Source organism: Amphiplicatus metriothermophilus (assembly GCF_900199215.1).
In the GTDB taxonomy this organism is placed as follows: Bacteria; Pseudomonadota; Alphaproteobacteria; order Caulobacterales; family Parvularculaceae; genus Amphiplicatus; species Amphiplicatus metriothermophilus.
The window spans coordinates 178,901-205,077 of record NZ_FZQA01000003.1 but is presented as its reverse complement, the minus strand read 5'-3'; the positions used below and the strand labels follow the sequence as shown (position 1 = coordinate 205,077).

Genomic DNA, 26,177 nt, shown 5'->3' with positions numbered 1-26,177 from the left:
GCCTTGCAGCCGCGCCTCGGCGCGATCAATCAAACGTCGTGGGCGGGTTTCGTGCGCGTGCGCCAGGGCTCGGACATGTCCATCAGATGGCCGTTGACGGATTCGACCTCCAGCCGGATCGCGCCGCCGCCCGCGAAATCGAGGATGATCGTCCCCATCCCGTCCTCGCCCGGCTCGTAACGGATGGCGAGAAGCTCCACCACCGCATCCTTGAGGTCGGCGCGCAAATTATGCCGTTTCACCGACATCACGTCGTCGAAATGCGCGCCCGCGCGCACGCGCGCGTATTGGCCGGTCTCCCGGTCGACGCAGCATTCCCAGACGAAACGGTTCATCACGAAGGCGAAGCGCCGCTCCTTCGGCAGCCAGGCGAAATCGCCGATCTTGCCCACCGCGTCCTGCAGACAGGCGGAGAAGACCTTCAGATCCTCTTCGTCCGCCGCCAGCAGCCGAAGCGGCTTGTATTCGCGCATGTCGCTCATGCCGGCCTCTGCTCCTTGATGCGCTCGATGAGCGCGCCGCAGGCCTGAAGCTTTTCTTCCAAGCGCTCGAAGCCGCGGTCAAGGTGGTAGACGCGATTGACGATGGTCTGGCCTTCCGCGCCGAGCGCGGCCAGCACCAGGCTCATCGAGGCGCGCAGGTCCGTGGCCATCACCGGCGCGCCCTTGAGGCGCTTCACGCCGCGCACCGTCGCGGTCTGCCCGTCGATAGAGATATGCGCGCCCATGCGCATCAGCTCCGGGGCGTGCATGAAGCGGTTCTCGAAGATCGTCTCCTTGATGGCGGACACGCCGTCGGCGGTCGCCATCAGGGCCATGAACTGCGCCTGAAGGTCGGTCGGAAAGCCGGGAAAGGGCTGCGTGACCACGTCAACCGCGCGGCAGCGATCGCCCGTGCGGCGGACCCTGACGCCGCCTTCCTCCGCCGTCAGGGACAGGCCGGCTTCCTCCAGCGTTCCCACCGCCGCGCCGAGAAGCTCAAGGCGCGCATTGCGCAAAAACAGCTCGCCGCCGGCGACGCCCGCCGCCATGGCGTAGGCGCCCGTTTCAATACGGTCCGGCAGCACTTCGTGGCGCGCGCCGCTGAGACGCTCCACGCCCTCGATGCGGATGGTGGAGGTCCCCGCCCCTTCGATCTTCGCGCCCATTGCCACAAGACATTGCGCGAGATCGGCGATCTCCGGCTCGCGGGCGGCGTTGCCGAGCACGGTCTCGCCTTTAGCGAGCGTCGCAGCAAGCATGGCGTGCTCGGTCGCCCCGACGGAAACGAAGGGAAAGTCGATGCGCGCGCCATGAAGCCCGTCCGGCGCCGCGGCGATGACATAGCCCTCGTCGAGGTCGATGGCGGCGCCCATCGCGGCGAGCGCTTTGAGATGCAGATCGACCGGGCGCGCGCCGATAGCGCAGCCGCCCGGCAGCGACACTTTCGCCTCGCCCTCGCGCGCGACAAGCGGGCCCAGCACGTTGAACGAGGCGCGCATCTTGCGCACAAGGTCGTACGGCGCGAGCGTCGAGCGGATCGCGCGGGCACGCAGTCTCAACGTCGAATTCTCGAACGCATGCTCGACGCCGTGCTGTTCGAGCAGGCGCAGCATCATGTCCACGTCGGCGAGCCGCGGCGCGTTGGCCATGACCAGCGGCTCATCGCTCAAAAGCGCGGCCGCCATAACCTTGAGCGCCGAATTCTTGGCGCCGCTGATCGCGATCTCACCGAAAAGCGGCCGGCCGCCGATGATCGCCAGACTGTCCATCGAGCGCGTTCCTTCAGTCTTTCTCTTTGCGCGCGGCCTCTTTGCGCCGGCGCAGATTGGCGCGCAGCGCGGCCGCAAGGCGCGCCTCGCGCGCTTCGCGCGCGGGCTTCTTCGGCGTCGCCGACGGCGGATTTGCGGCGCTTTTCCGGCGCGCGTCCGCCCCTTCGGGGCCGTTCTTCGCGCCCTCATCCTGCGACATGGGCGCGGACCATACGCGGGCCGGCCGCCCCGTCAAGCAAGGCGCGCGGCCATACGGCGCTTTTCATCCCCGCCGCCGCGCGCTATAGGGCGGCGCGCGCCGCAGTAGCTCAGTGGTAGAGCGCACCCTTGGTAAGGGTGAGGTCGGGAGTTCAATCCTCCCCTGCGGCACCAGCGTCCGATCACATGATCACATGATGAGGGGCTGCGGCGGCGCGCGCAGCACCTTGCGGAAGACGCAGGCGATGGCGAGGCCGGTGAGCAGCGACACGCCGAGCCAGCAGGCGAGCTCCAGCGCCGCCAGCGGCCACGGCTCCAGCATCACGTTCCAGGGCAGATAGAACTCGAACCACAGCGCGCCGATGAGCCAGGCGGCGAGCCCGTAGACGAGGCCGGCGGCGAACCAGTTGCGCGGCAGGCCGCGATAGACGAGCTGGAACGCGGTCGCATGGGCGAGCCCCGCCACGAGCACGCCGAGCGGCAGCACGAAGGGCGAGGCGTTCATGCGCGGCGGCGGATCGCCGGCGAAGGCGGCGATGAACTTCGCGCTCTGCAGCTCGGGATCGGCGAGAATCTGCTGGGCCGGACCGAAGGTCGCCATCAGACCGACGGCGAAAGCGAGCGCGCCGAAAAAGCCGGCGGCGACGATCCTGCGGAGGACGGTCATGAGCGCCTCCCGTGCGATTGCGGGCCGCCACGCTAGGCCGCTTCGCCGCGGCGGCCAAACCCGTTCCTGCGGCCTAAACCATGACCCGCAAAGGATGCGTTAACCGGCCGGCGCCTTTTCAAGCCATCATCTTTTCGATGGGCAGGACGAGGATGGCGCTCGCGCCGAGGCGCTTGAGCTTCTCAAGCGTCGTCCAGAAGACGCTTTCGCGGCACACCGCGTGAATGGCGACGCGATCGCCCCCGCCGGCGAGTTCGAGCACGGTCGGCGCCTCCGCGCCCGGCAGCACCTCGGTGATGGCGGGAACGGCGCTGCGCGGCGCGTTCATCATGACGTATTTCGCCTCGCGCGAGGCCATGACTCCCTCGACCCGCTTCATGAAGGCCTCGAAGATCGTCTGCTTGGCCGGACCGAACGACGCGGGATTTCGGATGAGCACCGCTTCCGACTCGAACACCGTGGCGACGGGCCGCAGCCCGTTGGCGTCGAGCGTCGCGCCGGTCGAAACGATGTCGCAGACCGCGTCGGCGATCTTGAGGCGCGGCGCCACCTCGACCGAGCCCTTCATCATCACCGGCGTCGCCTTCACCTTCGCCGCAGCGAGGAACCGCCGCGTGAGGCCCGGATAGGAAGTGGCGATGCGCTTGCCCTCGAGCGAGGCAGGCCCGTTCCAGGCCCACTCCTTCGGCGCGGCGAGCATCAGCCGGCAGCGCGAGAAGCCGAGCCGCGCGACCAGCTCCGCCGGCGTCTCGCGCGCGCCGGCGAGGCGGTCCTCCTCGGCGACGTTCTCCCCGACGACTCCGATGTCGCAGGCGCCGTCGGCGACGAAAGCGGGAATGTCGTCGTCGCGCACCAGAAGCACGTCGATCGGCATTTCCTGCACGCGGCCATAAAGCGTGTCGCGCCCGCGCGAGATGGTGAGCCCGCAGTTTTTCAAAAGCTCGACGCTTTCCTCCGCGAGCCTGCCGGATTTCTGGATGGCGATGCGCAGTCTTTCCTCGCTCATGTCCGGGACGCCTTTCTCCGCTCCGATTTCCGCATACGGTCGATCATCAGCCGGTAGCCCCGGTGGGGCTCCTCTTTGAGGAACCGCGCGACGCGCGCGACGGTCGTCGTCGACGCGCCGGTCGCGGCGGCGATCTCGCGATAGGACAGCGCCCCTTCGTCGAGCAGCCGCGCGATGCGCCAGCGCTCGGCGAACGCCGCGATCTCGCCGGGCGTGGCGATGTCGCGCAGAAAGCGCCCGGCCTCGTCCGCATCGCGCAGCGCGGCGAAGGTCTCGAAAAGATCGTCCTCTTCGCGCGCGTCGCGGGCCGCCGCCCCGCCTGCGGGCGCCTGTTTTCTTCGTTCGCTCATCGGCTCGGTCGTTCTATCGTGTTAGCATGCTAATACAGGCGCCGCGCCCGCGCCGCAAGCCCCCGGCGGCGCCGCGTCGGGTTTCGCCGCCGCGGCGATCGGGCGCGGCGGCGATTTTCTGGTGGAAACGTGCTCGCAATTCCGCTTTAGTCGCTGAAATGACCATGGCGACGCAACTAAATCGCGAGAAATCGCTCATCCCCGGCCTCGACGACGGGGCTTTCGACGCGATTCTGCGCCGCGCCCATCCCGCCTGGGAGGGGGTGCTGAAGACCCCTTTTCTGCGCTCGGACAAGCTCTCGGCGCTGGCGGGCTGCGAGCTGTGGATCAAATATGAGAACCTTCAGCATACGGGATCCTTCAAGGAGCGCGGGGCGCTCGCCAAGCTTCTGAGCCTGGATGCGGCGGCGCGCGCGCGCGGCGTCGTCGCAGCCTCGGCCGGCAATCACGCGCAGGGCCTCGCGCGGCACGCCGCGCTTCTCGGCGTCGACGCCAGGATCGTCATGCCGGAGACGACGCCCTACGTGAAGGTCGAGCAGACCGAGCGGCTCGGCGCCCATGTCGTTCTGCATGGGGACGGTTTCGACGAAGCCAACGCCTATGCGCAGGAGATCTGCGCGCGCGAGGGACGCGTCTACGTCCATCCCTTCGACGATCCGTACGTGATCGCCGGCCAGGGCGCCGTCGCGGCGGAGATGCTGGCCGACCTTCCCGACATCGACGTCATCGTCGCGCCCATCGGCGGCGGCGGGCTGCTCGCCGGCATGGCCGCCGCGGCGCGCAGGCTCGGCGCGAGGTGCCAGATCGTCGGCGCGCAGGCCGAGCTTTATCCGTCCATGTACAACGCCGTCAAAGGCGAGCAGCGTCCCGTGGGCGGCGTCACGCTCGCCGAAGGCATCGCCGTGCGCGAACCGGGCGCGATCACCCGCGCGCTCATCAAGGCGCTCGTCGACGACATCGTGCTCGTCAACGAACGCGCTCTCGAGCGCGCGCTCAGCCTTTATCTCAACGTGCAGAAAGTGCTCGCCGAAGGCGCCGGCGCGGCGGGGCTTGCGGCCGTGCTCGAGCATCCCGACCGCTTCCGCGGCAGGAAGGTCGCGACCGTGATCTGCGGCGGCAATATCGACACGCGGCTGCTTTCCTCCATCCTGATGCGCGACCTCGTGCGCCAGGGGCGCATCGCACGGCTCAGAATCGAGCTGCTCGACGTGCCCGGACAATTGACGCGCGTGTCCGAGATCATCGCCCATGAGCAGGCCAACGTCATCGACGTCGCCTATCACAAGATTTTCTCCGACCTGCCGGCGAAACAGACCTATATCGACATTTCGGTCGAGACTTTCGACCGGCCGCATCTCGAGCGCGTGATCGCTGCCTTGCGCGCGCGCGGCTTCAATGTCGAAATGGCGGCGTACTGACCGAACCGCCTTGCGCAGAACGCGACGGCGCGCGATCATGGGCGCAGGGGAGACGCCAGCATGATGCGCTTCGCCATCGCCGCGACGGCCCTCGCCCTGTGGGCGGGCGCCGCGCACGCTGAAAAAATCGGTCCGGACTGCACGCTGAAGGGCTTGCCCCTCCGCGGCGACGTGCAGGTCGTCGACAGCTTCCCCGACCTCAAGGTGCAGATCGTCGAGAGCTTTCCCGATCTCAAAGTGAAAGCGGTCGAGAGCTTTCCCGACGACTGCGGCGAATGGCGTTTCGTCGACAGCTTTCCGGATTTCAAAATCCAGTACGTCGACAGCTTCCCCGACCTGACAATCAGGTTCGTGGAAAGCTTTCCCGGTCTTCCGTAACAAAGCCGCGCAGGCGCGCGCCCCTACGCCGTCTGATCCTCCACCGACGCGCCCGGCGCATTGGTCATGACGGACTTGATTCCGTTCTCGCAGGCGGCGTCGGACTCGTACATCTCGGACGCGCCGATCACTTCGCGATTGCCGGCCTTCACCACGAAATAGGGTTTGCCGCTCGACGAGGTTTTCTTCTCGAAGCACGCCGGATCGGCGGCGTTCTTCTTCACCGATTCGATGCCGTTCTCCGCGCCCGATTTCGCCTTGTAGCCTTCGCTCGCCAGGATGGTCTGGCCGTTCGCGGCTTTCAACCGGAAACGGAACTCCCCGGCTTTGTCGTTGTAGATTTCGAATTTCCCGGCCATGTCTTTCTCCCTCCAGGGCTGAAACGGACCCGCCGAGAGGTTCGGCGAAGCGCGCGCGAAGATCAACCCTTCGGCGCGCGAACCGACCGGCCCGGCCGATCGCGGTTGCGCAGGCGCGGCGCGCGTCCCACATGTCGTCCGCGCATTCGACGTCAATTCGATGCAAATCCTTCAGCCTTCGGAGACAATGATGATCCTGACCACGACTCACGACATCCAGGGCAGAACCATTCGCGACTACAAGGGCGTCGTCGTCGGCGAGGCGATCCTCGGCGCGCATGTGTTCCGCGACCTGTTCGCCGGCATTCGCGACATCGTCGGCGGACGCTCGGGCTCTTACGAGAAATCCCTGCGCGAGGCGCGGCGGATCGCGCTCGACGAGCTCGCCGAGGAGGCGCGCCGGCTCGGCGCCGACGCGGTGGTCGGCGTCGACATCGACTACGAGGTGATCGGCGAGAAGGGGTCGATGATGATGGTCTCGGCCTCCGGCACGGCGGTGAGCCTCGGCTGAGCGCGCGGGCGCGGGCGCGCGCGATGCGTCGCGGCGGCGCATGTTCCAGAATCGTTCCGCCTCGGCTAGGGTGGGCCCATGAGTCCGCGCCCCGCCCCCAAACCGTCCCTTTCCGAACTGGCGCAGGCCGGCCTGCGCCCGCCCGGCCTTTCCGAAGCGCCGGCGGCGTTCGCCGACGCGCCCTATCTCCAATGCCTCAACGACGAACAGCGCGCCGCCGTGCTCGCGACCGAAGGCCCGGTGCTCGTCCTGGCCGGCGCCGGCACCGGCAAGACGCGCGCGCTGACGACGCGGCTCGCCCACCTTCTCTTCGCCGGCAAGGCGCGGCCCTGGCAGATCCTCGCGGTCACCTTCACCAACAAGGCCGCGCGCGAGATGAAGGAGCGCGTCGGCGCGCTCATCGGCCAGGGGCGCGGCGGCGTCGAAGGAATGCAGTGGCTCGGCACGTTCCATTCCATTGGCGCGCAGATCCTGCGCCGGCACGCCGAGCTCGTCGGCCTCAGGCCGAGCTTCGCCATCATCGACGCCGACGACCAGGCGCGTCTCGCCAAGCAGGCGATCGAGGCGGCCGGCCTCGACGAGAAGCGCTGGACCGGGCGGGGCCTGGCGGCCATGATCGACGGCTGGAAGAACCGCGGCCTCACCCCCGACAAGGTTCCCGCCAGCGAGGCGCATCATTTCGCCGACGGGCGCGCGATCGCCCTTTATGCGGCCTATCAGGCGCGGCTGAAGACGCTCAACGCGGCCGACTTCGGCGATCTTCTGGTTCATAACCTGACGATCTTCCAGAACCGCCCGGACGTTCTCGCCGACTATCAGAACCGCTTCCGCTACATGCTGGTCGACGAATATCAGGACACGAACGTCGCGCAGTATCTGTGGCTGCGCCTTCTCGCGCAGAAGCATCGCAACATCTGCTGCGTCGGCGACGACGATCAGTCGATCTACGGCTGGCGCGGAGCGGAGGTCGAGAACATCCTCCGTTTCGAGAAAGATTTTCCCGGCGCGACGGTGATCCGGCTCGAACGCAATTACCGCTCGACGCCGGCGATCCTCGCCGCGGCGTCGGGACTCATTTCCGCCAACAGGGCGCGCCTTGGCAAGACGCTGTGGACCGAGCGCGAGGACGGCGAGCCGGTGCGCCTGCGCGGGGTGTGGGACGGCGAGGAGGAAGCGCGCGTCGTCGCCGACGACATCGAGGCCGAGCAGATGAAGGGCCGCCCGCTTTCCGACATGGCGGTGCTGGTGCGCGCCTCCTTCCAGATGCGCGCCTTCGAAGAGCGCTTCAACGCGATCGGCGTTCCCTACAAGGTCGTCGGCGGCCCGCGCTTTTACGAACGCGAGGAGACGCGCGACGCCCTCGCCTATCTGCGGCTCATCCGCAGCGCCGACGACGATCTTTCCTTCGAGCGTGTCGTCAACAAGCCGCGCCGCGGCCTCGGCGAGAAGGCTTTGCAGACCCTGCACAGAATCGCGCGCGACGCGGGCGTTTCCCTCGCCGCGGCCGGCCGGCTCGCGCTGGAGACGGACGACCTGACCGCCGCGGCGCGCAAGGCGCTCGCGCGCTTTCTCGACGACCTCGACCGCTGGGCGCGCGACGCGCGCGACATGCCGCCGGCCGACATCGCCGAGCTCGTCCTCGAGGAGTCCGGCTATATCGACATGTGGAAGACGTCGAAATCGGCGCAGGCGGACTCCAAGCTCGACAACCTCAAGGAGCTGGTGCAGGCGGCCTCGGAGTTCGACGCGCTCGAAGGCTATCTCGACCATGTGGCGCTGGTCTCGGAGCTCAATGAATCCTCCGTTGACGGACAGGTCTGGCTGATGACCCTGCACGCGGCCAAGGGTCTTGAGTTTCCCGTGGTGTTTCTCCCCGGCTGGGAGGAAGGGATCTTTCCCTCCCAGCGCGCGCTCGACGAAAAGGGCGAGGCCGCCCTCGAGGAGGAGCGCCGCCTCGCCTATGTGGGCGTGACCCGGGCGAAGGAAAGCTGCCGCATCTCCTTCGCCGCCAACCGCCAGATCTTCGGCCGCTGGCAGAACGCCATCCCCTCGCGCTTCATCGACGAGCTGCCCGAGGACGCGGTCGACGTCGTCTCCGAGCCGGGACTTTACGGCGCCGCGGCGCGCAATTTCGCGAGGCGGTCCGCCTTCGACGGGGCGAGGATCGACGAGGACGCCTATTACGACAATCCCGGCTGGCGGCGGGCCCGCGCCGCCAAGGCGCGCGCCGCCCGCCCGCCCCTCATCGAAGGGCGCGCCGCGACGGTCTCCGTCAGCGCGCCGGGAAAGTCCAGATTCTCCGTGGGCCAGCGGGTGTTCCATCAGAAGTTCGGCTACGGAAAGGTGACCGCCGCGGACGGACAGAAGCTCGTCGTCGATTTCGACCATACCGGCCCGAAAAAGGTCATCGACGCCTTCCTGGAGGGCGCGTGACGGCTCGCGCGGCCCAGACGACGTCTGTCATCCCGGCCGAAGCGCAGCGAACAGCCGGGAGCCGGACGGAGCGATTATTCCGGATTTCGAATCGGCGCTTCAGCGCCTTCCGGGAGGACATGACATTCTTCGATCTTCGATCCTCATTCCCTCGACGCCGAAAGCATCCATGACCGCCTGCAAGCTCATCTGGACCGGCCCGCGCGCGCGGCTTGAGGCGATTGAAACGGCGCTGACGGAGGTTCTCTGGCCGCCGGCGCGCGCCGTGAGCCTGACCAAGGCGGAGCCCGCGGCCGAAGACGACGAGACCGACTGGCGGCTCGACGCCTATTTCGAGGAGCCGCCGGACGGCGACGCGCTCGGCGCCCTTCTCGCCGGGATCGACGGCGCGGGCGCGCCGCAGATCGAAAGCGTGCCCGACATCGACTGGGTCGCTCATTCGCTTTCGGGCCTCGGGATCGTGCGCTGCGGGCGCTTCGTCGTTTACGGCGTTCACGATGCGGACAAATTGCCGAACGAGCCGGGTCTCATCCCCATCCGCATCGACGCCAATCAGGCGTTCGGCACTGGCCATCATCCGACCACGTCCGGATGCCTGACCCTGCTCGACCGGCTCGCCGGCCTGCCGCCCGAGCGCGTGCTCGATCTGGGAACGGGCTCGGCCGTGCTCGCCATCGCCGCGGCGAAACTCTGGGGCCGTCCGGCGATCGCGAGCGACATCGACGAGACCTCGGTCGCGATCGCCCGCGAGAACGCCGCGCTCAACAGCGTCGCGGAGCTGGTGACGGTCGTACGGGCCGACGGCTTCGACCACCCTGAGATCGCCCGAGCGGCGCCTTTCGACTTCGTCTTCGCCAACATCCTCGCCGGCCCGCTTGTCGAATTCGCCCCCGCGATGGCCGCTCACGTGAAACCGGCCGGGCGCGCGATGCTCGCCGGGCTGACGGCGGCGCAGGAAGAGGCCGTGACGCAGGCCTACGAGGCCGCCGGCTTCCGCCGGCTCAACCGGCTCGACCATCCGGTGTGGCCGGCGCTGCTGTTCGCGCGGGTTTGAGGTTGCAGGTTGCAGCGGACAGGCCGCAGGGGCATATGATGCGCTGATCTTCGCAATCTGCGACCTGCAACCTGCGCCAGGCGAATCATGTTCCAGTCCTTCGATCCCGTCTCCGACCGTTCCTACGCCGCGAAGCATCTGCCGCTTCTGCGCGCCGAGATGAAGAAGCGCGGGCTCGACGGCTTCATCGTTCCGCATGACGACGAATACCAGAACGAATACATCCCCGCCTACGCCGAGCGGCTGATGTGGGTTTCGGGCTTTTCGGGCTCTGCCGGGGCGGCCATCGTGCTGATGGATCGCGCCGCGATCTTCGTCGACGGCCGCTATACGCTTCAGGCGCGCGGCGAGGTCGACGACGCTTTTTTCGAGTATGAAAGCATTCCCGACGCCTCCCCGGAGGAATGGCTCGCGAAGAACGCGCGCAAGGGCTGGCGCATCGGCTACGACCCGATGCTGCATACGACGGCCGGCCTCGCCCGCCTTGAAGCGGCGGCGAAGCGCGCGGGCTTCGAGATCGTTCCGGTCGAGGACAATCCCGTCGACGCGGCCTGGGCGGACCAGCCGCCGCGCCCGTCCGCGAAAATCCGGCCTCACCCCTTGGAATTCGCCGGCAAATCGTCGACCGAAAAGCGCCGCGAGATCGCCGCCGCCGTGAAGGCGGCCGGCGCCGACGCGCTGCTCGTCACGGCGCCGCCCTCGATTGCGTGGCTGTTCAACATCCGCGGCGGCGACGTTTCGCGCACCCCCCTGCCGCTGGGGCGCGCGATACTTTCCGCAGACGGCGCGGCGAGCCTCTTCGTCGCGCCGGAAAAGGTCGACAACGCGCTTGCGGGCCATCTCGGCGACGGCGTCGACATCCGCCCCGAAGAAGCCGCGGCCGAGGCGATTCGCGCCCTCGGCGGCAAGGGCGCGAAGGTCGCGGTCGACCCCGCGCTCGCGCCGGCGCAATTCGTCCGTCTGCTGAAAGAGTCCGGCGCGCGCGTAATCGAAATTCCCGACCCCTGCGCGCTGCCGCGCGCGTGCAAGAACGACGCCGAGCTCGCCGGCGCGCGCGCCGCCCATGAGCGCGACGGAGCGGCCGTGACGCGCTTCCTCTATTGGCTCGCAAGCGAGGCCCAGGACGGAAGCGTCGATGAAATAACCGCCGCGAAGAAGCTCGAAGCGCTGCGCCGCGAGACCGGCGAGCTCGTCGACATCAGCTTCGACACGATCTCGGGCGCCGGGCCCAACGGCGCGATCGTGCATTACCGCGTCAACACCCGCACCAACCGCAGGCTCCAGCCGGGCGAGCTGTTCCTCATCGACTCCGGCGCTCAGTACCGGGACGGAACGACCGACATCACCCGCACCGTCGCCGTCGGAAAGCCGACCGCGGAGATGCGCGACCGCTTCACCCGCGTGCTCAAGGGCCATATCGCGCTCGCGACCGCCCGCTTTCCGGAAGGAACGACGGGCCATCAGCTCGACGCGTTCGCCCGCCGGCCGCTGTGGGAGGCGGGGCTCGACTACGACCACGGCACCGGCCACGGGGTGGGGAGCTTTCTCGGCGTGCATGAGGGCCCGCAGCGCATCGCCAAGACCGCGAACAGCCAGCCCTTGAAGCCCGGCATGATCGTCTCCAACGAGCCCGGCTACTACAAGGCCGGCGCCTTCGGCATACGGATCGAAAATCTCGTCGTCGTCACGCCGCCCGAGCCGGTCGAAGGCGGCGAGCGGGCGATGATGGGCTTCGAAACGCTCACCCTCGCGCCGATCGAGCTCGATCTCGTCGTCCCCTCGCTTCTGTCCGAATACGAACGGCACTGGCTCAACAGATATCATGCGCGGGTGCGCCAGACGCTGGCCCCGCGCCTGCCGAAGGACGTCGCCGACTGGCTGACGCGAAAGACGCGGGCGATCTAGTACGTAGCGCATGGCGCGTAGTGCGTAGCGCGTAGAGCGGCGGCCAATGCGATATCCCCACTAAGTCGGCGTTACAGATTCTGCTTTCACTTCACTTCCTGCTCTCTACGCACCACGCGCTCTACCCTCCGATCAGCGCGAGCCAGTCGTCTTCGCTGAGGATCTTCACGCCCAGCTCTTCGGCTTTTTTCAGCTTCGAGCCCGCGCCCGGTCCCGCGACCACGTAATCGGTCTTCGCCGACACCGAGCCTGCGACCTTCGCGCCGAGGGCGAGCGCGCGCGCCTTAGCCTCCTCGCGGGTGAAACGTTCGAGCGCGCCGGTGAAGACGACGGTCTTGCCGGCGACCGGGCTCGCGCCCTCGGCGGGCCGCGCCATTTCCTCCGGCTCGACCTCCTTCAGCAGGCGGTCCACGGCCTCGCGATTGTGCGGCTCGGCGAAGAAATCGATGACGCTCTGCGCCACCAGCGCGCCGACCCCCTCGATCGACAGCATCTCGGCGTAGGCGGGCGAGTCGGGATCGGCGGCTTCCAGCGCGGCTTTGCGCAGATTTTCGAACGATCCGTACGCCATCGCGAAAAGCCGCGCGTTCGATTCCCCGATATGGCGAATCCCCAGAGCGTAAATAAACCGCGGCAGGGAAATTTTCCGCCGCGCGTCGATTGCGGCGAAGAGATTGTCAACCGACTTTTTGTTGGTCGGCGGCTTTTCGCGGCCTTCCCTGTCGCGTTTGCGCGCGCCGTCCTCGTCCTGCTCGTAGCGGTAAAGCTCGATCTCGCCGGCTTTCTGGCGCGCCTTGAGCGTGAAGATGTCGGCGGGCTCCCTGATGATTCCCTGCTCGAAAAAGCTCCGTATCTGCTTCTCGCCGAGGCCTTCGATGTCGAACGCCGCCCGCGAAACGAAATGCTTGAGCCGCTCGACCGCCTGGGCCGGACAGACGAGCCCGCCCGTGCAGCGCCGCGCCGCCTCGCCTTCCTCGCGCACCGCATGGCTGCCGCAGGCCGGGCACCTGTCGGGGAAGACGAACTTTTTCGCCCCCTTGGGCCGCTTTTCCTTCACGACCGCGAGGATTTGCGGAATGACGTCGCCGGCGCGCTGGATCACCACCGTATCGCCGACGCGCACGTCCTTGCGCGCGATTTCGTCTTCATTGTGCAAGGTCGCGTTGGCGACCACGACGCCGCCGACGGTGACGGGCTTCAGCCGCGCCACGGGCGTGAGCGTTCCGGTGCGCCCGACCTGGATGTCGATCGCTTCGAGCACGGTCGCGGCGCGCTCGGCCGGGAATTTGTGCGCGATCGCCCAGCGCGGCGCGCGCGAGACGAATCCCAGCCGCTCCTGATAGTCGAGCCGGTCGACCTTGTAGACGACGCCGTCGATATCATAGCCGAGCTCGGCCCGGCGCGCTTCGACCTTTCGATAATGCGCGAGCATCGCGTCGAGGCTCTCGCAGCGCGCCAGCAGCGGATTGACCGGAAAGCCCATCGCTTCGAGCCGCTTGAGAGCCTTCCACTGGGTGTCGGCCAGCGGCGCCGACAGCTCGCCCCAGCCATAGGCGAAAAAGCGCAAGGGCCGCGAGGCCGTTATCGCCGGGTCGAGCTGACGGAGCGAACCCGCTGCGGCGTTGCGGGGGTTGGCGAACGTCTCCTCGCCCGCCGCTTCGAGGCGCGCGTTGAGCGCGGCGAAATCCGCATGGGACATGTAAATCTCGCCGCGCGCTTCGAGAATGTCGGGGGCGTCGGCGATTGTCTTCGGAATGTCGGCGATGGAGAGAACGTTCGCCGTCACGTTCTCGCCTTCGCGCCCGTCGCCGCGGGTGCCGGCGAGAACGAGCGCGCCTTTTTCGTAGCGCAGGCTCATCGAGGCGCCGTCGATCTTCGGCTCGGCGGTGAAGGCGAGCGGCGCCGCCTCGCCGAGGCCGAGAAAGCGGCGCACCCGTCCGACGAAATCGGCGACGTCCGCCTCGTCGAAAGCATTGTCGAGCGAAAGCATGGCGCGCGCATGGCGCACCTTCTCAAAGCGCGTCGCGGGCGGCGCCCCGACCCGGTCCGAAGGGCTGTCAGGGCGTTTGAGCTTCGGAAAGCGGCGCTCGATCAGCGCGTTGCGCCGGCGCAGCGCGTCATACGCGGCGTCCGACATGATCGGCGCGTCTTGCTGGTAGTAGGCCGCGTCCGCCTCTGCGACCAGCCGCGCGAGCCGTTCGAGCTCGCCCGCGGCTTCCTCCGGCGTCAGATCCTTGACCGGGACTTCCTCGACGCGCCGGACGGTTTTCCGCTTCGCGCTCATCGCCCGACCCCTTGCCGCCCGGCGCGGCGCACATCGCCGCCCCCTGCAAGGGAGGAGCGAAGAGGATTCCCGAATGCGTTCTCCTGCAATCGCATATTGGCGTTCCTTCAAGGCGGCGTCCCGCGCGCGCATTTTAAGGGGGCGCGGAAAGACGGGGATAACTATCCCCGTTTTTCGCGTAAGCCATTGATTTTCCTCAGGAGGCTATCCTCTTTTTCGGGGATTTTTTCGTCGCCGCCGGCCCTTCCGCGCCCGCTTGCGCGCCGGCGAGAAGCTGTCGGGCGGCGGCGCGCGCCGCGTCCGTCACCCGCGCGCCGGACAGCATCCGCGCGATCTCCTCCACCCGCGCCGCGCCTTCGACCGGCTCGACCAGCGTGCGGGTTTCATCCTTGCCCTGAATTTTCTCGATGCGGAAGTGATGGCGCGCGCGCGCGGCGACCTGCGGACTGTGGGTGACGACGAGCACCTGCGCGCCGGCCGCGAGCCGGGCGAGGCGCTCGCCCACCGCGTCGGCGACCGCGCCGCCGACGCCGGCGTCGACCTCGTCGAAGATGATGACGGTGCGGTTTTCCTTCGCAGCGAGCGCGGCCTTCATCGCGAGCACGAAGCGCGACAGCTCCCCGCCCGAGGCGATGGTCTTCAGGGGGCCCGCCGGCGCGCCCGGATTGGCGGCGATCATGAACTCGACCTGATCGATTCCATCTGCACCAGGACGGTCCGCATCCGTTTCAATTCTGGTCGCAAAGGTCGCGCGACCGAGCTTCAGGGGGGCGAGCTCCTTCGCGACCGCCGCATCGAGGCGCTGCGCGGCCGCGCGGCGCGCGGCGGAGAGCGCCTTCGCGGCGTCGAAATAGGCGCGCTCGGCCGCGCGGGCGCGCTTTTCGAGCGCTTCGAAGCCCGCCTCGCCCGCATCGAGATCGGCGAGGGCGGCGGCGACCTTCTCGCGGAAGGCGGGCAGGCCGTCGGGCGCGACCCCGTGTTTTCGGGCCGCGGCGCGCAGGGCGAAAAGCCGCGTCTCGACGCGGTCGAGCTCTTCCGGATCATGGCCGAGCCGGTCGGCCGCATCCTCCGCCGCAGCGCGCGCATCCATGAGCGCCGACAGCGCCGTCTCGATGCGTTCGACGGCGACGCTGACGGGATTGTCGTCGCCTTCGAGCTTGCCGGCGGCCCGTGCGAGCCGGCGGGCGGCCGCGCCGAGCCGGCCCTCGAGCCCGTCCTCGGAGACGAGCTGTACGGTCTCGGCGAGATCGCCGGCGATCTTTTCAGCCGCCATCAGCTCGGCCCGGCGGGACGCCAACGCGGCCTCTTCGTCCGCCTGCGGATCGAGCTCCTCAAGCTCGCGCGCGACATGGCGCAGATAGTCGGCCTCGGCGAGCGCCCGCTCGCGCCCGCGCCGGCGCGCGTCGAGCTCGTCCGCCGCCGCGCGCCAGTCGCGCCACAACCGCGCCAGCGCCGCGCGGTCGGCCTCGAGCCCGCCATATTCGTCGAGCAGCGCGCGATGGGTCGCCGCGCTCAGGAATCCGCGCCCGTCATGCTGGCCGTGAATCTCGACGAGGCTTTCCCCGACCCGACGCAGCAGCGCGACCGAGACCGGCTGATCGTTGACGAAGGCGCGGCTGCGCCCGTCGCGAGCCTGCACCCGGCGCAGGATGATCTGATCCTCGCCCGCCGGCAGGGCGTTCTCCTCCAGGATCGTCCAGACCGGGTGATCGGCGCCGACCTCGAACGCCGCCGTCACGGCGCCCTGCTCGGCTCCGGCGCGGATGGCGGCGCGCTCGGCCCGCCCGCCGGCGGCCAGTCCGAGCGCATCGAGCAGAATGGACTTGCCCGCCCCCGTCTCGCCGGTCAGCGCCGTCAGGCCTTCGCCGACCGACAGCGAGAGCTGATCGATGAGGACGAAATTCTGGATGGCGAGGGCGGTGAGCATGAATGCCGATGGCGCGCGGAAGCGGAAAAGGGCCGACGCGCGCAGGCGCGCCGGCCGCAGATTGTCTCTAGCAGGATTCGCCCGGCCCCCGGAAGGAACCCTTTCGCGGCGCCGACTTGTCACGCGCCCTGCGCGCGCAGGCGCGCCAGGCCCGCCCGCTGGACGAGAGCGAAAGCCAGCACCGCGAGCGCCTGCGCGGCGACGAAGGCGTAGCCCAGCAGGGTCGGCGCAATCTGAGGCAGCGCGAAAAGCCCGAAGCTCGCGGCTGTCCAGACGAGATTGGCCAGCACGATCCCGCACACCGCCCCGGTCCTGACCGGCGAGGCGACGCCGACCAGCGCGACGATTACGGCGTAAGGAATGAGAAACAGGCCGGCGTAAAGCAGGAGCGGCTTCGGCAGCCCGAGCAGCGGCGCGAGAAGGCCGGCGCCGCCGGCCATGAACAGACCGGTCGCGCCGCTCGCGGCCGCATCGGCCAGCAGGGCGTATTTCAGCAGGGTGCGTTGCGTCATGATCGTCTCCGTTGCAGCGTCGCTGCGCCGAACGATCGCCGCTTATGGGAATGAAGTCGATTTCCTCGCAGGTAATTGAGCGTCCGCCGGTCGCCCTTATGCTGCGCCGGCTGCGCAGACGCCTCAGGGAGACATCCATGTCCGATCCGAACGCAACGCCGCGCGACCTGTTCGGCGCCAGGCTGAAAGCGTGGCGCGCGCGCCGGCGCAAGACCCAGCTCGATCTCGCCCTCGAGGCCGGGATCTCGCAGAAGCATTTGAGCTTCGTCGAGACGGGGCGCGCCCTGCCCAGCCGCGAGATGGTGGTCCTGCTCTGCGCGAGCCTCGACATCCCCTTGCGCGAGCGCAACGCCATGCTGGCCGCGGCCGGCTACGCGCCGTTATACCGCGCGCGCCCGCTCGACGATCCCTCGCTGCGCCCAGCCGTCGAGGCTGTTCGCCTGCTGCTCGACGGGCACATGCCCTATCCAGCGCTTGCAGTCGATCGCGGCTGGAACATGCTCGCAGCGAACGACGCGGCGCTCGCCCTCGCCCAGGGCGCGGCCGACCCGTCCCTGCTCGATCCGCCGGCCAACGTGCTCAGACTGTCGCTGCATCCCAACGGACTTGCTCCGCATATCCTCAACCTCTCGCAGTGGCGCGTCCATGTCCTGGCCCGACTGAGGCGGCAGATCGAGGCGACGGGCGACCGCGACCTAGAAACACTGTATGCAGAGCTTTCAGGCTTTCCTGCGCCCGAGCGCGCCGAAGCGGAGGAATTCAACGGCGTCTTCACGCCGCTGACGCTGCGCGCGGGCGAGAGCGTTCTGTCGCTCTTCTCCGCGACGACGGTGTTCGGCTCGCCGACGGACGTCACCTTGTCGGAGCTCGCCATCGAATCCTTTTTTCCCGCGGACGACGCCACCCGCGCATTGCTGAGCGGGGCCCGTTTCGAAGCGGCGCGCCCTTTATCCCGATCGCCTCGCGAAAGCAAGCGAAACGCGCCGTAACGGAAGCGGAACCGACGCTTGCGCGCCCTACACGCCGCCTTCCGGCCTTTCGAGCGGATCGACGGGAAGCGCCTCCGCCACCGGCGACGGCTCGGCGGCCGGACCGGCGTCAGTGAGGGCCGGCGCGTTTTCGTCCCTGCCCTTGCGCTTTTTCGAATCGTCGCGTGGCAGGCGGCGCATGGCGAGCCGGCCGCTTCCATCGATCAGTCCGTGACGGGCGAACAGCCGATAGGAATCTTCGTACCACTTCGTGCCCGGATAGTTATGGCCAAGCACGGCGGCGGCCGACATCGCCTCGTCGACGATCCCGAGCTCCAGATAGGCCTCGACCAGGCGATGCAGCGCTTCGGGCACGTGACTGGTCGTCTGATAGTTCTCGATGACGGTCCTGAAGCGATTGATGGCGGCGATGTGCTTGTTCTGCTTCAGATAGAAGCGGCCGACATACATCTCCTTGCCGGCAAGGTGATCATAGGTGAGATCAAGCTTGAGGCGCGCGTCGCGCGCATATTCCGTGTTCGGATAGCGTCGGATGACGTCATTGAGCGCGGCGACCGCGTTGTTGGTGTGTTCCTGATCGCGCCCGACATCGGTGATGCGCTCGTAATAGCACATGGCCTTCAGATAATAGGCGTAGGGCGCGTCCTTGTTGCCGGGATGGAGCGTGATGAACTGATCGAGCGCGCCGAGCGCTTCCTCGTAATCGTTGTTCTGATAATAGGCGAAAGCGCGCATCAGCATGGCGCGCCGCGCCCAGGAGGAATAGGGGTGCTGGCGTTCGACCTCCTCGAACAGCGCGACCGCCTCCTCATAGCGCTTGCGTTCGAGCCGATCAGTCGCCTGCTGGTAGAGCACCTCCACCGGGCGCTCCACATAGGCGAACTTCTTCTTGCCGCCCGAAGACGAGCAGGCCGCGAGCAACGCCGCGGCGAACACTGCGCCGACGAGAACCGCCGACCGATGGAAACGCGTCATGGGCAAAACGCCTCTCGCCTCTACCCCCGCCCCTGTCCTCGTCTTTTAGGGGGCGGCGCGGCGGCGGTCAAACGAAGCGTCGCCGTCCGGTCAGGCCGTCAGACGCGCCGGCGCGGCGCTCGGCCGGTCAGGCGCGAACTGCTCGAGAATGCGCCGGGCGAGGCGGGTGTTGAGGTCGTGGCCCGGCTTGTGCGCGACGATCCGGCCGCGCACCGGCGCGCCGGCGAGAGCGAGGTCGCCGACGAGGTCGAGCGCCTTGTGCAGCACGAACTCCGCCGGGTCGCGCAGCCCCTCGGCGTTCAGCACGCGCGCGCCGTCGACCACGACCGCGTTGTCGAGCGAGCCGCCGCGGGCCAGACCCGCCGCGCGCATCACGTCCACCTCGCGCAGCGCGCAGAAAGTCCGCGCCGGACCGAGGCGGCGGCGCGCCGTTTCCGCATCGTCGAGCGAGAGGCTCGCCGATTGACGCCCGATCGCCGGATCTGCGAAGTCGATGGAGACCTCGATGCGCCTGCCTCGGGCCGGCGAGATCTCGACGAAGCGCTCTGCGTCCGTCTCGCGCAGGGTTCGGGTCGCCTCGATGAAGCGGCGCGGCGCCGGCAGCGTCGTCAGGCCGCAGCGCCCGATAAGGTCGATGAACGGGGCGGCGCTGCCGTCGAGAATGGGAAGCTCCGGTCCTTCGAGATCGGCAAGGACGTTATCGACTTCGCAGAGCGCCAGCGCGGCCATCAGATGCTCGACCGTACGCGCCGAAACGCCGGCGGCGTTGCGCAACGTGACGCCGAGCCGCGCATCCGCCACGAGATCGGCGCGCGCCGGCACGCGCGCGGCGCTTTCAGGAATCTCGCCCTCCGCGACGAGATCGGCGCGCCGGAAGACGATCCCCGCCCCGGCCGGCGCGGGCCGCAGGAACATGCGGACGGGCGCGCCGGTATGAAGCGCCACGCCTTCAAGCGCGCCTTCGCGCGCGATCGTGGTCTGTCGGAGACCGTCCATCAGGTCGCTCTCTTACCCCCTGACGCTGAACCTTTTACGAAACTGGCGAACCTTTTATTCCCGGCCAAATAAAGCATTGTTTCGCGATGTTGCGCGAGGCCGGCCGCGCGCGCCTTACGACATGAAAATGCGCCGCCTTGCGGGCGGCGCATTAAACTTCGGAGAGCCGGCTGCGGAAGCCGTTCGCGCCGCCCTCAGCCCGTCTTCTTCTTGCGCAGAAAGGACGGAATTTCGAGCTCGGCGTCGGCGCCGTCGTCGAACAGATCTCCGCGTGAGGGCTGGGACGGGCGCGAGGCTTCGGGCGCGCGCGGCGTCGGCGCGCCTTCGGGGGCCCGCGTTTCGGGACGGCGCGCCTCGGAGCGCTGGGCCGGCGGGCGCTTTTCGGCCGGCGCGGCCGGGCGCATGCTCTTGAAGATGTCGAGCGCGGCCTCGATCGAGGTCTTTCCGATCGCCTGGGCTTCGCGGAAGGGATTGCGGGGCGCCCTCGCCTCCTCGGCGGCGCGCAGCGGGCGCTCGCGGGGCGCTTCGGGCGCGCGGGCGCCGGCCGGAGGAACGGAGGACGGGCGCGTCGCCGAAGGCGCGGGCGATCGCTCGCCGCCCAGTCCGTCCACGGAGCCTTCGGTCAGCATGCGACGGATGCGCTCATGCACGTCGCCGACCGGATTGGCCGAGGCGGGATTGACGAGCGGCGCGGTCTGCGGCGTCGGCAGCGGCGAAGCGGCCGGCGTCGGCGCGGCGAGAGGGGGCGCGGCGAGCGGCGCCTCGCGCCAGGGCTTCGAGACGGAGACGGTCGTCGTCTGTTGCGGCTTGCCGGCCTCCTTCGGCTCGACGTCGATGCCGGTGGCCACGACCGACACGCGCACCCGGCCCTGAAGATCCTGGTTGAAGGTCGAGCCGACGATGATGTTGGCGTCGGGATCGACCTCGGCGCGGATGCGGTTCGCCGCCTCGTCCACCTCGAACAGCGTCATGTCCATCGAACCGGTGATATTGATGAGCACGCCCCTCGCGCCCTTCATCGACACCTCGTCGAGCAGCGGGTTCGAGATCGCGGCCTCGGCGGCTAGGATGGCGCGCTTGTCGCCTTCGGCCTCGCCGGTGCCCATCATCGCCTTGCCCATCTCGCTCATCACCGTGCGCACGTCGTTGAAGTCGAGATTGATGAGGCCCGGCATGACCATGAGGTCGGTGATGCCCCGCACGCCCGAATGCAGCACCTGATCGGCCATGGCGAAGGCCTCCTGGAAGGTGGTGCGCTCGTTGGCGATGGAGAAAAGGTTCTGGTTCGGAATGATGAGGAGCGTGTCCACATGCTCCTGCAGCGCCTCGATGCCCGACATGGCGATGCGCATGCGCCGGGCGCCCTCGAAATGGAAAGGCTTGGTCACCACGCCGACGGTGAGAATGTCGCGCTCCTTCGCCGCGCGCGCGATCACTGGCGCCGCGCCCGTGCCCGTGCCGCCGCCCATGCCGGCGGTGATGAACAGCATGTGCGCCGCGCCGACATGCTCGAGGATTTCGTCGAGGGACTCCTCGGCCGCAGCGCGCCCGATGTCGGGCAGCGAGCCCGCGCCGAGCCCCTGCGTCGTCTTCACGCCGAGCTGGATGCGCTTTTGCGCCTTCGACAGGCCGAGCGCCTGCGCGTCGGTGTTCGCCACCACGAACTCCACGCCCTCCAGCGCGCTCTCGATCATGTTGTTGACGGCATTCCCGCCGGCGCCCCCGACGCCGATGACGGTGATGCGCGGCTTCAGTTCAGTGAGTTCAGGCACGCTGAGATTGAGTGGCATCGACGACTCCGAAATCCGCCCCATTATGGTGAACGCTGCGTTAAAGATTCGTTCAGAAGGCTTACCAAATGGTTAACGGGCGATTAACGGCGGCAGGAAACCGGGACGAACGGCAAATGACGGTTCGCTACTCGCCGTTCCCCCTCCCTCAAAAATTCCGCCGCAGCCAGTCGGCGACGCCGCCGAAGAGCCCGCCCGCGCCGACGGTCTCGAACTGGCCATCCCCGGCGAGGTCGTCGAGGCCGGCGCCCTTGCGCGCGGCCAGCCGGATCGCCCCGGCGCATACGGAGAATTGCGGCCCCGTCGCGGCTTCCGGCGCGCCGTCCAGGGCGAACGGCCGGCCGAGACGGGTCCTCAGCCCCAGCACGCGCTCGGCCGTCTCGCGCGCGCCGACCAGCAGCGCGCCCCCGCCGGTGAGCGCGGCCCGGCGCGGCCCCCGCCCGGCGCGGATCGCGGCCGGCAGGCGCGCCAACGCGAGCTCGAAAATCTCCTCAAGCCGCGGCTGGATCACCGCCGTCAGCTCGGCGCGCGCGACGCGCAGTTTCACGCCTTCCTCGCCGATCTGGGGAAAGTCGATCAGCCGGTGCTCGTCGCCGACGCCGGCGAGCGCCGAACCGTAGAGGGTCTTCATGCGCTCGGCCTCGCGCAGGGGCGCGCCGAAGATCTGCGCGATGTCGCGGGTGATGTGCCCGCCCCCGAGCGCGATCCCGCCGCAGTCGACGAGTGCGCCCCGCTCGAACACGGCGTAGTCGGTCGCCCCCGCGCCGATGTCGATCAGGATCACGCCGAGATCTTTCTCGTCGTCGGTCAGCACCGCCTCGGCGGCCGCATAGGGCGCGGCGACGAAGCCTTCCGTCTCCAGGCCGCAGCGGCCGAGCAGCGCTTCGAGATTGACGAGATCGGGTTCGCGCGCGCCGACGCCGACGACCTCCGTCGTCAGCACCGCGCCGGCGACGCCGCTGGGGTCCGGCCCCGCGTCTTCGCCGTCTACGGAATAACGCGCCGGCAGCGCGTGAATGGCGCGCGCGCCTTCTGCGGCGGCGGCTTTCGCGCCTTCGGCGAGACAGTCGCGCATGTCCTCGCGGGTGACGCGCCCGCCCTCGATGTCGAGATCGACGCCGATCCGCCGGCAGGACAGGCGCCGGCCCGGCGCGGCGGCGACCGCGGCGCGCAGCCGTTCGCCGGCCATGCGCTCGGCCGCGGCAAGCGCGCCGCGCAGCGCCGTCTCCGCCGCCGCGAGCCTGCCTGCGGCCCGCTCGCCGGCGCGCATCCCCTGCAGGCCGACGCCGATGATCTCCGGCGCCGGCGCGCCGTCGGCGGCCTCCACAAGCCGCGCGATCAGACACACGGCTTTCGACGCGCCGACGTCGACGGCGCCGATCAGCTCATGGGAAGACTGGCGACGCTTTCGTCTGGACACGGAACGCCTTCCAGGGCTTGGGTTCAGAGTTCAAGCTTCAGGCGCGAAAGCGCCGCGCGCAACGCTGAAGCCCAAACCCTGAAACCTGAGGTTCGGGCGCTTCATTCACTCCTCCCCCCGGCGGCGGACGACCAGCCGCTCCGGGTCGCGAAGGTCGACATATTCGAGCGGCTGGTCAAGCAGACCGTTGGCGGCGTGAAGCGCGGCGACCTCATCAAGCGCGCGCGCGAAGTTCTCCTCGGGCAGCATCACCACCGTCTCGTTCCTGAGCTTCACATCCCAGCGCCGCTCGCTCACCCGCACGAGCGCGAGGGTCTGCGCGCGCAGCGCCTCATGGCCGGCGAGCGCCTGAAGGACGCCCGCCGCGGCCTCGGGCGCGCCGGCGCCGACGATGAACGGCAGATGCGGATAGGCGCCGCCGCTGACAGGCCGGATGACCACGCCGCGATCGTCAATGAGATAGAGCCGGCCCGAAAGCTGCCAGACGGCGGCCGGCGCGCGCTCGCGGATCGAGACATGCACCGTGTCAGGAAGAAGCCGGCTGACCGCCGCGGCGCGCACCCAGCCGAGCTCCTCGATCCGCGCGCGCGCGGCCTCGATGTCGAAATGCAGGATCGATTTGCCGAGCGCGGGGCCGAGCGCGGCCTCAAGTTCGTCATTCGCCGTCTCCCGGCGGCCTTTCAGCGTGACGCGCCGGATCTCGAAGCCGGCCGCCGTCGCGCTCTCGCGCAGGGCGCGGTCGATGCGCTCGCCCAGAAGGCCCACATAGCCCCCCGACCACAGCATGATCCCCGCCCCGACAAGAATCACGCACGCCCCGGCCGCCCCGGCGAGCAGATAGTTGCGCGAGGCGCCCGCGAGCCGCGACCAGAGCGAGGGCGGCTTCGCCTTCGCCGTCCGCCGACGGGCGGGCTGCTTTTTGGTCTTCGCTTTGCGCTTCGGTTTGTTCATCGCTCAACAGATGCGTCTTCGATAATCCACGCGCACAAGGCCTCGAAAGAAATCCCGCAATGGGCCGCCTGCTCGGGCACGAGCGAAGTGCCGGTCATGCCCGGCTGGGTGTTGATCTCGAGGAAATAGAGCTGTTCGCCCGTCGCCGTCTCGTCGTAACGGAAATCGGAGCGGCTGACCCCGCGGCAGCCGAGCGCCTGATGAGCCTTCAGGGCGAGGTCGAGGCAGCGCTCGGCGACGGCGGGCGGCAGATCGGCCGGCAGGATGTGGCGCGAGCCGCCGGGCACGTATTTCGCCTCGTAATCGTAAAAGGCCAGGCTCGTCGTGATTTCGGTCACGCACAACGCGCGATCGCCCATGACGGCGACCGTGAGCTCCCGGCCCGGAATGAACTTCTCGACGAGCACGTCTTCGCCGAGCGACCACTCGTCGCTCGCGAGCGCCGTCGGCGGACGGTTGTCGCCCGCGCGGATGATGTAGACGCCGACCGAGGAGCCCTGCGCGTTCGGTTTGATGACGTAAGGCGGCGCCATGACGTGGCCGCCCGCAGCCTCCGCGCGGCTGACGATCCGCCCTTCCGGCGAGGGCACGCCCGCGTCGGCGAGCACGAATTTCGTGCGCTGCTTGTCCATGGCGAGCGCGGAAGCGAGCACGCCCGAATGGGTGTAGGGAATCCCCATCACCTCGAGGAGCCCCTGCACGCAACCGTCCTCGCCCCACTGGCCGTGCAGCGCATTGAAGACCGCATCGGGCGCGACGTCTTTCAGCCGCCGGGCGAGATCGCGCCGCTCTTCATATTTCGCGTCGATCTCGACGACGTCGTAGCCGGCGGCGCGCAACGCTTTGGCGCAGGCCGCGCCGGAATTGAGCGAGACCTCCCGCTCCGGCGACCAGCCGCCCTTGAGAACTGCGATGCGGCGGAATTTTTTCATGAGGTTTTAGGTTTTAGGTTTTCGGTTTTAGGGGAGGAGGAGAGCTTTTGGCGCAAACTGTTCAGCATCCTGCTTATCTCCTCAGCCCCTCCCAGGACTTGGCCGATCGATTCGGCGGAGGCGTATCTCATTCGGCCGGCAAGCATCAACAATGTATCGAGCTCAGCCGCCGATCCGCGCGCGATTCCGATAAAGTCGGCATAATCTTTCCGCGTGTTACGCATGAATCCTTCTGCGATATTCGCTGGCGCCGAGATGGCGGCCCGGATGGTCTGTGATGTCAGTCTGTATTCCTCCTTCTTTGGAAACGCATCAGTGAGCTTGTAGACCTCTTCAACAGGCTCCATCGCCCGTTTCCAAACAATCAAATCTCGATATGAAGTTATTTTCTGAGAACCCATACGGTCCCTCGCCTTCACCCCCTAGCACCTAAAACCTGACATCTAAGCCCTCTCGCCGATCCGCCTGATCTCCCAGCGCAGGTTGACGCCCGTTTGCCTGAGCACGTCTTCGCGCAGACTCTCGATCAGCGTCTCGAGGTCCGCCGCCGTCGCCTTGCCGCGGTTGATCATGAAATTGCAATGCCGCTCGGAGACCTGCGCGTCGCCCACGGCGCGTCCGCGCCCGCCGACCTTGTCGATGAGCCGCCAGGCGCTGAGTCCGCCCGACTCGGCCGAATCCGGATTGGCGAAGGTCGACCCGCCCGTCCGTTCACGGATCGGTTGCGAGGCCTCGCGTTGCTTCATGATCTCGTTCATGCGCGCCTCGATGGCGGCGGGCTCGCCGGCGCGCCCTTCGAAGAGCGCTCCGACGAAGATGAAGCCCTCGCCGAGCCCGTTGGCGCGGTAGGAAAAGCCCATCTGCGCATTCGAGAAGACGCGCCGGCGCCCCGCCCGGTCGTAGGCGACGGCCTCGACGAGCACGTCCTTCGTCTCCGACCCGTAGCAGCCGGCGTTCATGGCGAGCGCGCCGCCGATCGTTCCGGGCACGCCGCGATAGAATTCGAGCCCGGCGACGCCCGCCTTCGCGGCGGCGCGCGCGACCTGCGCGTCGAGCGCGGCCGCGCCCGCGCGCAGGCGGACGCCCTCGACCGCGATCCTGGCGAACGGCGCGCCGAGACGGACGACGACGCCGCGCACGCCGCCGTCGCGCACCAGAAGATTGGAGCCGACGCCGACGGGATAAACCGGAATTTCGGGGGGCGTGTTCTTCAGGAACGTCGCAAGATCTTCTTCGTCCGCTGGCGTATAAAGCACGTCGGCGGGCCCGCCGACGCGGAACCAGGTGATCGCCGACATGTCGGCGTTCGCGACGTAACGCCCGCGCACTTCCGGCAGATCGGCGGGGGCGATCTTTCTAGCCATGCGCGCCC

At 68.4% G+C, this 26,177-nt stretch carries 25 protein-coding genes and 1 tRNA gene; 8 read left to right on the top strand and 18 right to left on the bottom strand.

Annotated elements, in window-relative coordinates:
- Positions 1–29 precede the first annotated feature (29 nt).
- From CHB64_RS08650 to CHB64_RS08640, 3 genes are read right to left on the bottom strand one after another with little or no spacing between them, the layout of a single operon-like run.
- Positions 30–482: a DUF2948 family protein gene (locus CHB64_RS08650; protein ID WP_200815294.1), complete on the bottom strand. Its 453-nt coding sequence runs from the start codon at positions 480–482 to the stop codon at positions 30–32.
- The gene (gene murA / locus CHB64_RS08645) at positions 479–1,750 is read right to left on the bottom strand and encodes a UDP-N-acetylglucosamine 1-carboxyvinyltransferase (RefSeq protein ID WP_089412215.1); all 1,272 of its coding nucleotides are present in this window, start codon (positions 1,748–1,750) and stop codon (positions 479–481) included. The genes CHB64_RS08650 and murA overlap by 4 nt, the downstream gene beginning before the upstream one ends.
- A gap of 13 nt (positions 1,751–1,763) precedes the next feature.
- Complete coding sequence (locus CHB64_RS08640; RefSeq protein ID WP_143265977.1) at positions 1,764–1,949, bottom strand: hypothetical protein; 186 nt, start codon at positions 1,947–1,949, stop codon at positions 1,764–1,766.
- Between the two features lie 98 nt (positions 1,950–2,047).
- Here CHB64_RS08640 and CHB64_RS08635 point away from each other — a divergent pair.
- Positions 2,048–2,122: transfer RNA gene (locus CHB64_RS08635), tRNA-Thr, on the top strand.
- A gap of 16 nt (positions 2,123–2,138) precedes the next feature.
- Here the strand turns inward: CHB64_RS08635 and CHB64_RS08630 are convergent.
- From CHB64_RS08630 to CHB64_RS08620, 3 genes are all read right to left on the bottom strand, one after another.
- The gene (locus tag CHB64_RS08630) at positions 2,139–2,615 is read right to left on the bottom strand and encodes a hypothetical protein (protein ID WP_089412213.1); all 477 of its coding nucleotides are present in this window, start codon (positions 2,613–2,615) and stop codon (positions 2,139–2,141) included.
- Positions 2,616–2,733: 118 nt separating this feature from the next.
- Positions 2,734–3,621, bottom strand: coding sequence for an ATP phosphoribosyltransferase (hisG, locus tag CHB64_RS08625; RefSeq protein ID WP_089412212.1), 888 nt, complete (start codon positions 3,619–3,621; stop codon positions 2,734–2,736).
- The gene (locus CHB64_RS08620) at positions 3,618–3,971 is read right to left on the bottom strand and encodes a YerC/YecD family TrpR-related protein (protein WP_089412211.1); all 354 of its coding nucleotides are present in this window, start codon (positions 3,969–3,971) and stop codon (positions 3,618–3,620) included. The genes hisG and CHB64_RS08620 overlap by 4 nt, the downstream gene beginning before the upstream one ends.
- A 164-nt stretch (positions 3,972–4,135) precedes the next feature.
- Here CHB64_RS08620 and CHB64_RS08615 point away from each other — a divergent pair, with 164 nt between their 5' ends.
- A complete protein-coding gene (locus CHB64_RS08615) occupies positions 4,136–5,389 on the top strand; it encodes a threonine ammonia-lyase (RefSeq protein WP_089412423.1) in 1,254 nt (417 codons plus the stop codon).
- Between the two features lie 63 nt (positions 5,390–5,452).
- Positions 5,453–5,767: a hypothetical protein gene (locus CHB64_RS08610; protein WP_089412422.1), complete on the top strand. Its 315-nt coding sequence runs from the start codon at positions 5,453–5,455 to the stop codon at positions 5,765–5,767.
- Between the two features lie 23 nt (positions 5,768–5,790).
- On the opposite strand, the gene CHB64_RS08605 is transcribed toward CHB64_RS08610, so the two are convergent.
- Positions 5,791–6,126 carry a YegP family protein gene (locus tag CHB64_RS08605; RefSeq protein WP_089412421.1) on the bottom strand — a complete coding sequence of 112 codons (336 nt, stop codon included), beginning with the start codon at positions 6,124–6,126 and terminating at the stop codon, positions 5,791–5,793.
- A 190-nt stretch (positions 6,127–6,316) separates the two neighbouring features.
- Between CHB64_RS08605 and CHB64_RS08600 the strand changes: the two genes are divergently transcribed.
- From CHB64_RS08600 to CHB64_RS08585, 4 genes are all read left to right on the top strand, one after another.
- A complete protein-coding gene (locus tag CHB64_RS08600) occupies positions 6,317–6,637 on the top strand; it encodes a heavy metal-binding domain-containing protein (protein WP_089412420.1) in 321 nt (106 codons plus the stop codon).
- Positions 6,638–6,715: 78 nt separating this feature from the next.
- A complete protein-coding gene (locus CHB64_RS08595) occupies positions 6,716–9,070 on the top strand; it encodes an ATP-dependent helicase (protein ID WP_089412210.1) in 2,355 nt (784 codons plus the stop codon).
- A 169-nt stretch (positions 9,071–9,239) separates the two neighbouring features.
- Positions 9,240–10,124 (top strand): 50S ribosomal protein L11 methyltransferase, encoded by an 885-nt coding sequence (locus CHB64_RS08590; protein WP_089412209.1) that lies wholly within the window; start codon positions 9,240–9,242, stop codon positions 10,122–10,124.
- 87 nt (positions 10,125–10,211) lie between these two features.
- On the top strand, positions 10,212–12,029 hold the full coding sequence (locus CHB64_RS08585) for an aminopeptidase P family protein (protein ID WP_089412208.1): 1,818 nt from the start codon (positions 10,212–10,214) through the stop codon (positions 12,027–12,029).
- A gap of 121 nt (positions 12,030–12,150) precedes the next feature.
- On the opposite strand, the gene ligA is transcribed toward CHB64_RS08585, so the two are convergent.
- The 3 genes from ligA to CHB64_RS08570 form a co-directional block, all read right to left on the bottom strand.
- A complete protein-coding gene (ligA, locus tag CHB64_RS08580) occupies positions 12,151–14,313 on the bottom strand; it encodes an NAD-dependent DNA ligase LigA (protein ID WP_089412207.1) in 2,163 nt (720 codons plus the stop codon).
- 196 nt (positions 14,314–14,509) lie between these two features.
- On the bottom strand, positions 14,510–16,240 hold the full coding sequence (gene recN / locus CHB64_RS08575) for a DNA repair protein RecN (protein ID WP_089412419.1): 1,731 nt from the start codon (positions 16,238–16,240) through the stop codon (positions 14,510–14,512).
- A 119-nt stretch (positions 16,241–16,359) separates the two neighbouring features.
- Entirely contained in the window at positions 16,360–16,752 is a 393-nt protein-coding gene (locus tag CHB64_RS08570) for a hypothetical protein (protein WP_183234049.1), read from the bottom strand.
- Between the two features lie 137 nt (positions 16,753–16,889).
- On the opposite strand from CHB64_RS08570, the gene CHB64_RS08565 reads away from it, so the two are divergent.
- Positions 16,890–17,741 carry a helix-turn-helix transcriptional regulator gene (locus CHB64_RS08565; protein WP_089412418.1) on the top strand — a complete coding sequence of 284 codons (852 nt, stop codon included), beginning with the start codon at positions 16,890–16,892 and terminating at the stop codon, positions 17,739–17,741.
- A gap of 27 nt (positions 17,742–17,768) precedes the next feature.
- Here the strand turns inward: CHB64_RS08565 and CHB64_RS08560 are convergent, their stop codons facing one another.
- The 8 genes from CHB64_RS08560 to murB form a co-directional block, all read right to left on the bottom strand.
- Positions 17,769–18,716, bottom strand: a complete 948-nt coding sequence (locus CHB64_RS08560; RefSeq protein WP_143265976.1) for an outer membrane protein assembly factor BamD — start codon at positions 18,714–18,716, stop codon at positions 17,769–17,771.
- A gap of 90 nt (positions 18,717–18,806) precedes the next feature.
- Positions 18,807–19,712, bottom strand: coding sequence for a UDP-3-O-acyl-N-acetylglucosamine deacetylase (gene lpxC, locus CHB64_RS08555; RefSeq protein WP_089412205.1), 906 nt, complete (start codon positions 19,710–19,712; stop codon positions 18,807–18,809).
- A 194-nt stretch (positions 19,713–19,906) separates the two neighbouring features.
- The gene (gene ftsZ, locus CHB64_RS08550; protein WP_089412417.1) at positions 19,907–21,502 is read right to left on the bottom strand and encodes a cell division protein FtsZ; all 1,596 of its coding nucleotides are present in this window, start codon (positions 21,500–21,502) and stop codon (positions 19,907–19,909) included.
- A gap of 148 nt (positions 21,503–21,650) precedes the next feature.
- Positions 21,651–22,922: a cell division protein FtsA gene (ftsA, locus tag CHB64_RS08545; RefSeq protein ID WP_159462456.1), complete on the bottom strand. Its 1,272-nt coding sequence runs from the start codon at positions 22,920–22,922 to the stop codon at positions 21,651–21,653.
- Positions 22,923–23,027: 105 nt separating this feature from the next.
- A complete protein-coding gene (locus tag CHB64_RS08540; RefSeq protein WP_089412203.1) occupies positions 23,028–23,873 on the bottom strand; it encodes a cell division protein FtsQ/DivIB in 846 nt (281 codons plus the stop codon).
- Positions 23,870–24,805: a D-alanine--D-alanine ligase gene (locus CHB64_RS08535; protein ID WP_089412202.1), complete on the bottom strand. Its 936-nt coding sequence runs from the start codon at positions 24,803–24,805 to the stop codon at positions 23,870–23,872. The genes CHB64_RS08540 and CHB64_RS08535 overlap by 4 nt, the downstream gene beginning before the upstream one ends.
- Positions 24,802–25,206 carry a four helix bundle protein gene (locus CHB64_RS08530; RefSeq protein WP_089412201.1) on the bottom strand — a complete coding sequence of 135 codons (405 nt, stop codon included), beginning with the start codon at positions 25,204–25,206 and terminating at the stop codon, positions 24,802–24,804. Before CHB64_RS08530 ends, CHB64_RS08535 begins: the two co-directional genes overlap by 4 nt.
- 42 nt (positions 25,207–25,248) lie before the next feature.
- Positions 25,249–26,169, bottom strand: coding sequence for a UDP-N-acetylmuramate dehydrogenase (gene murB / locus CHB64_RS08525; RefSeq protein WP_089412416.1), 921 nt, complete (start codon positions 26,167–26,169; stop codon positions 25,249–25,251).
- Positions 26,170–26,177 lie beyond the last annotated feature (8 nt).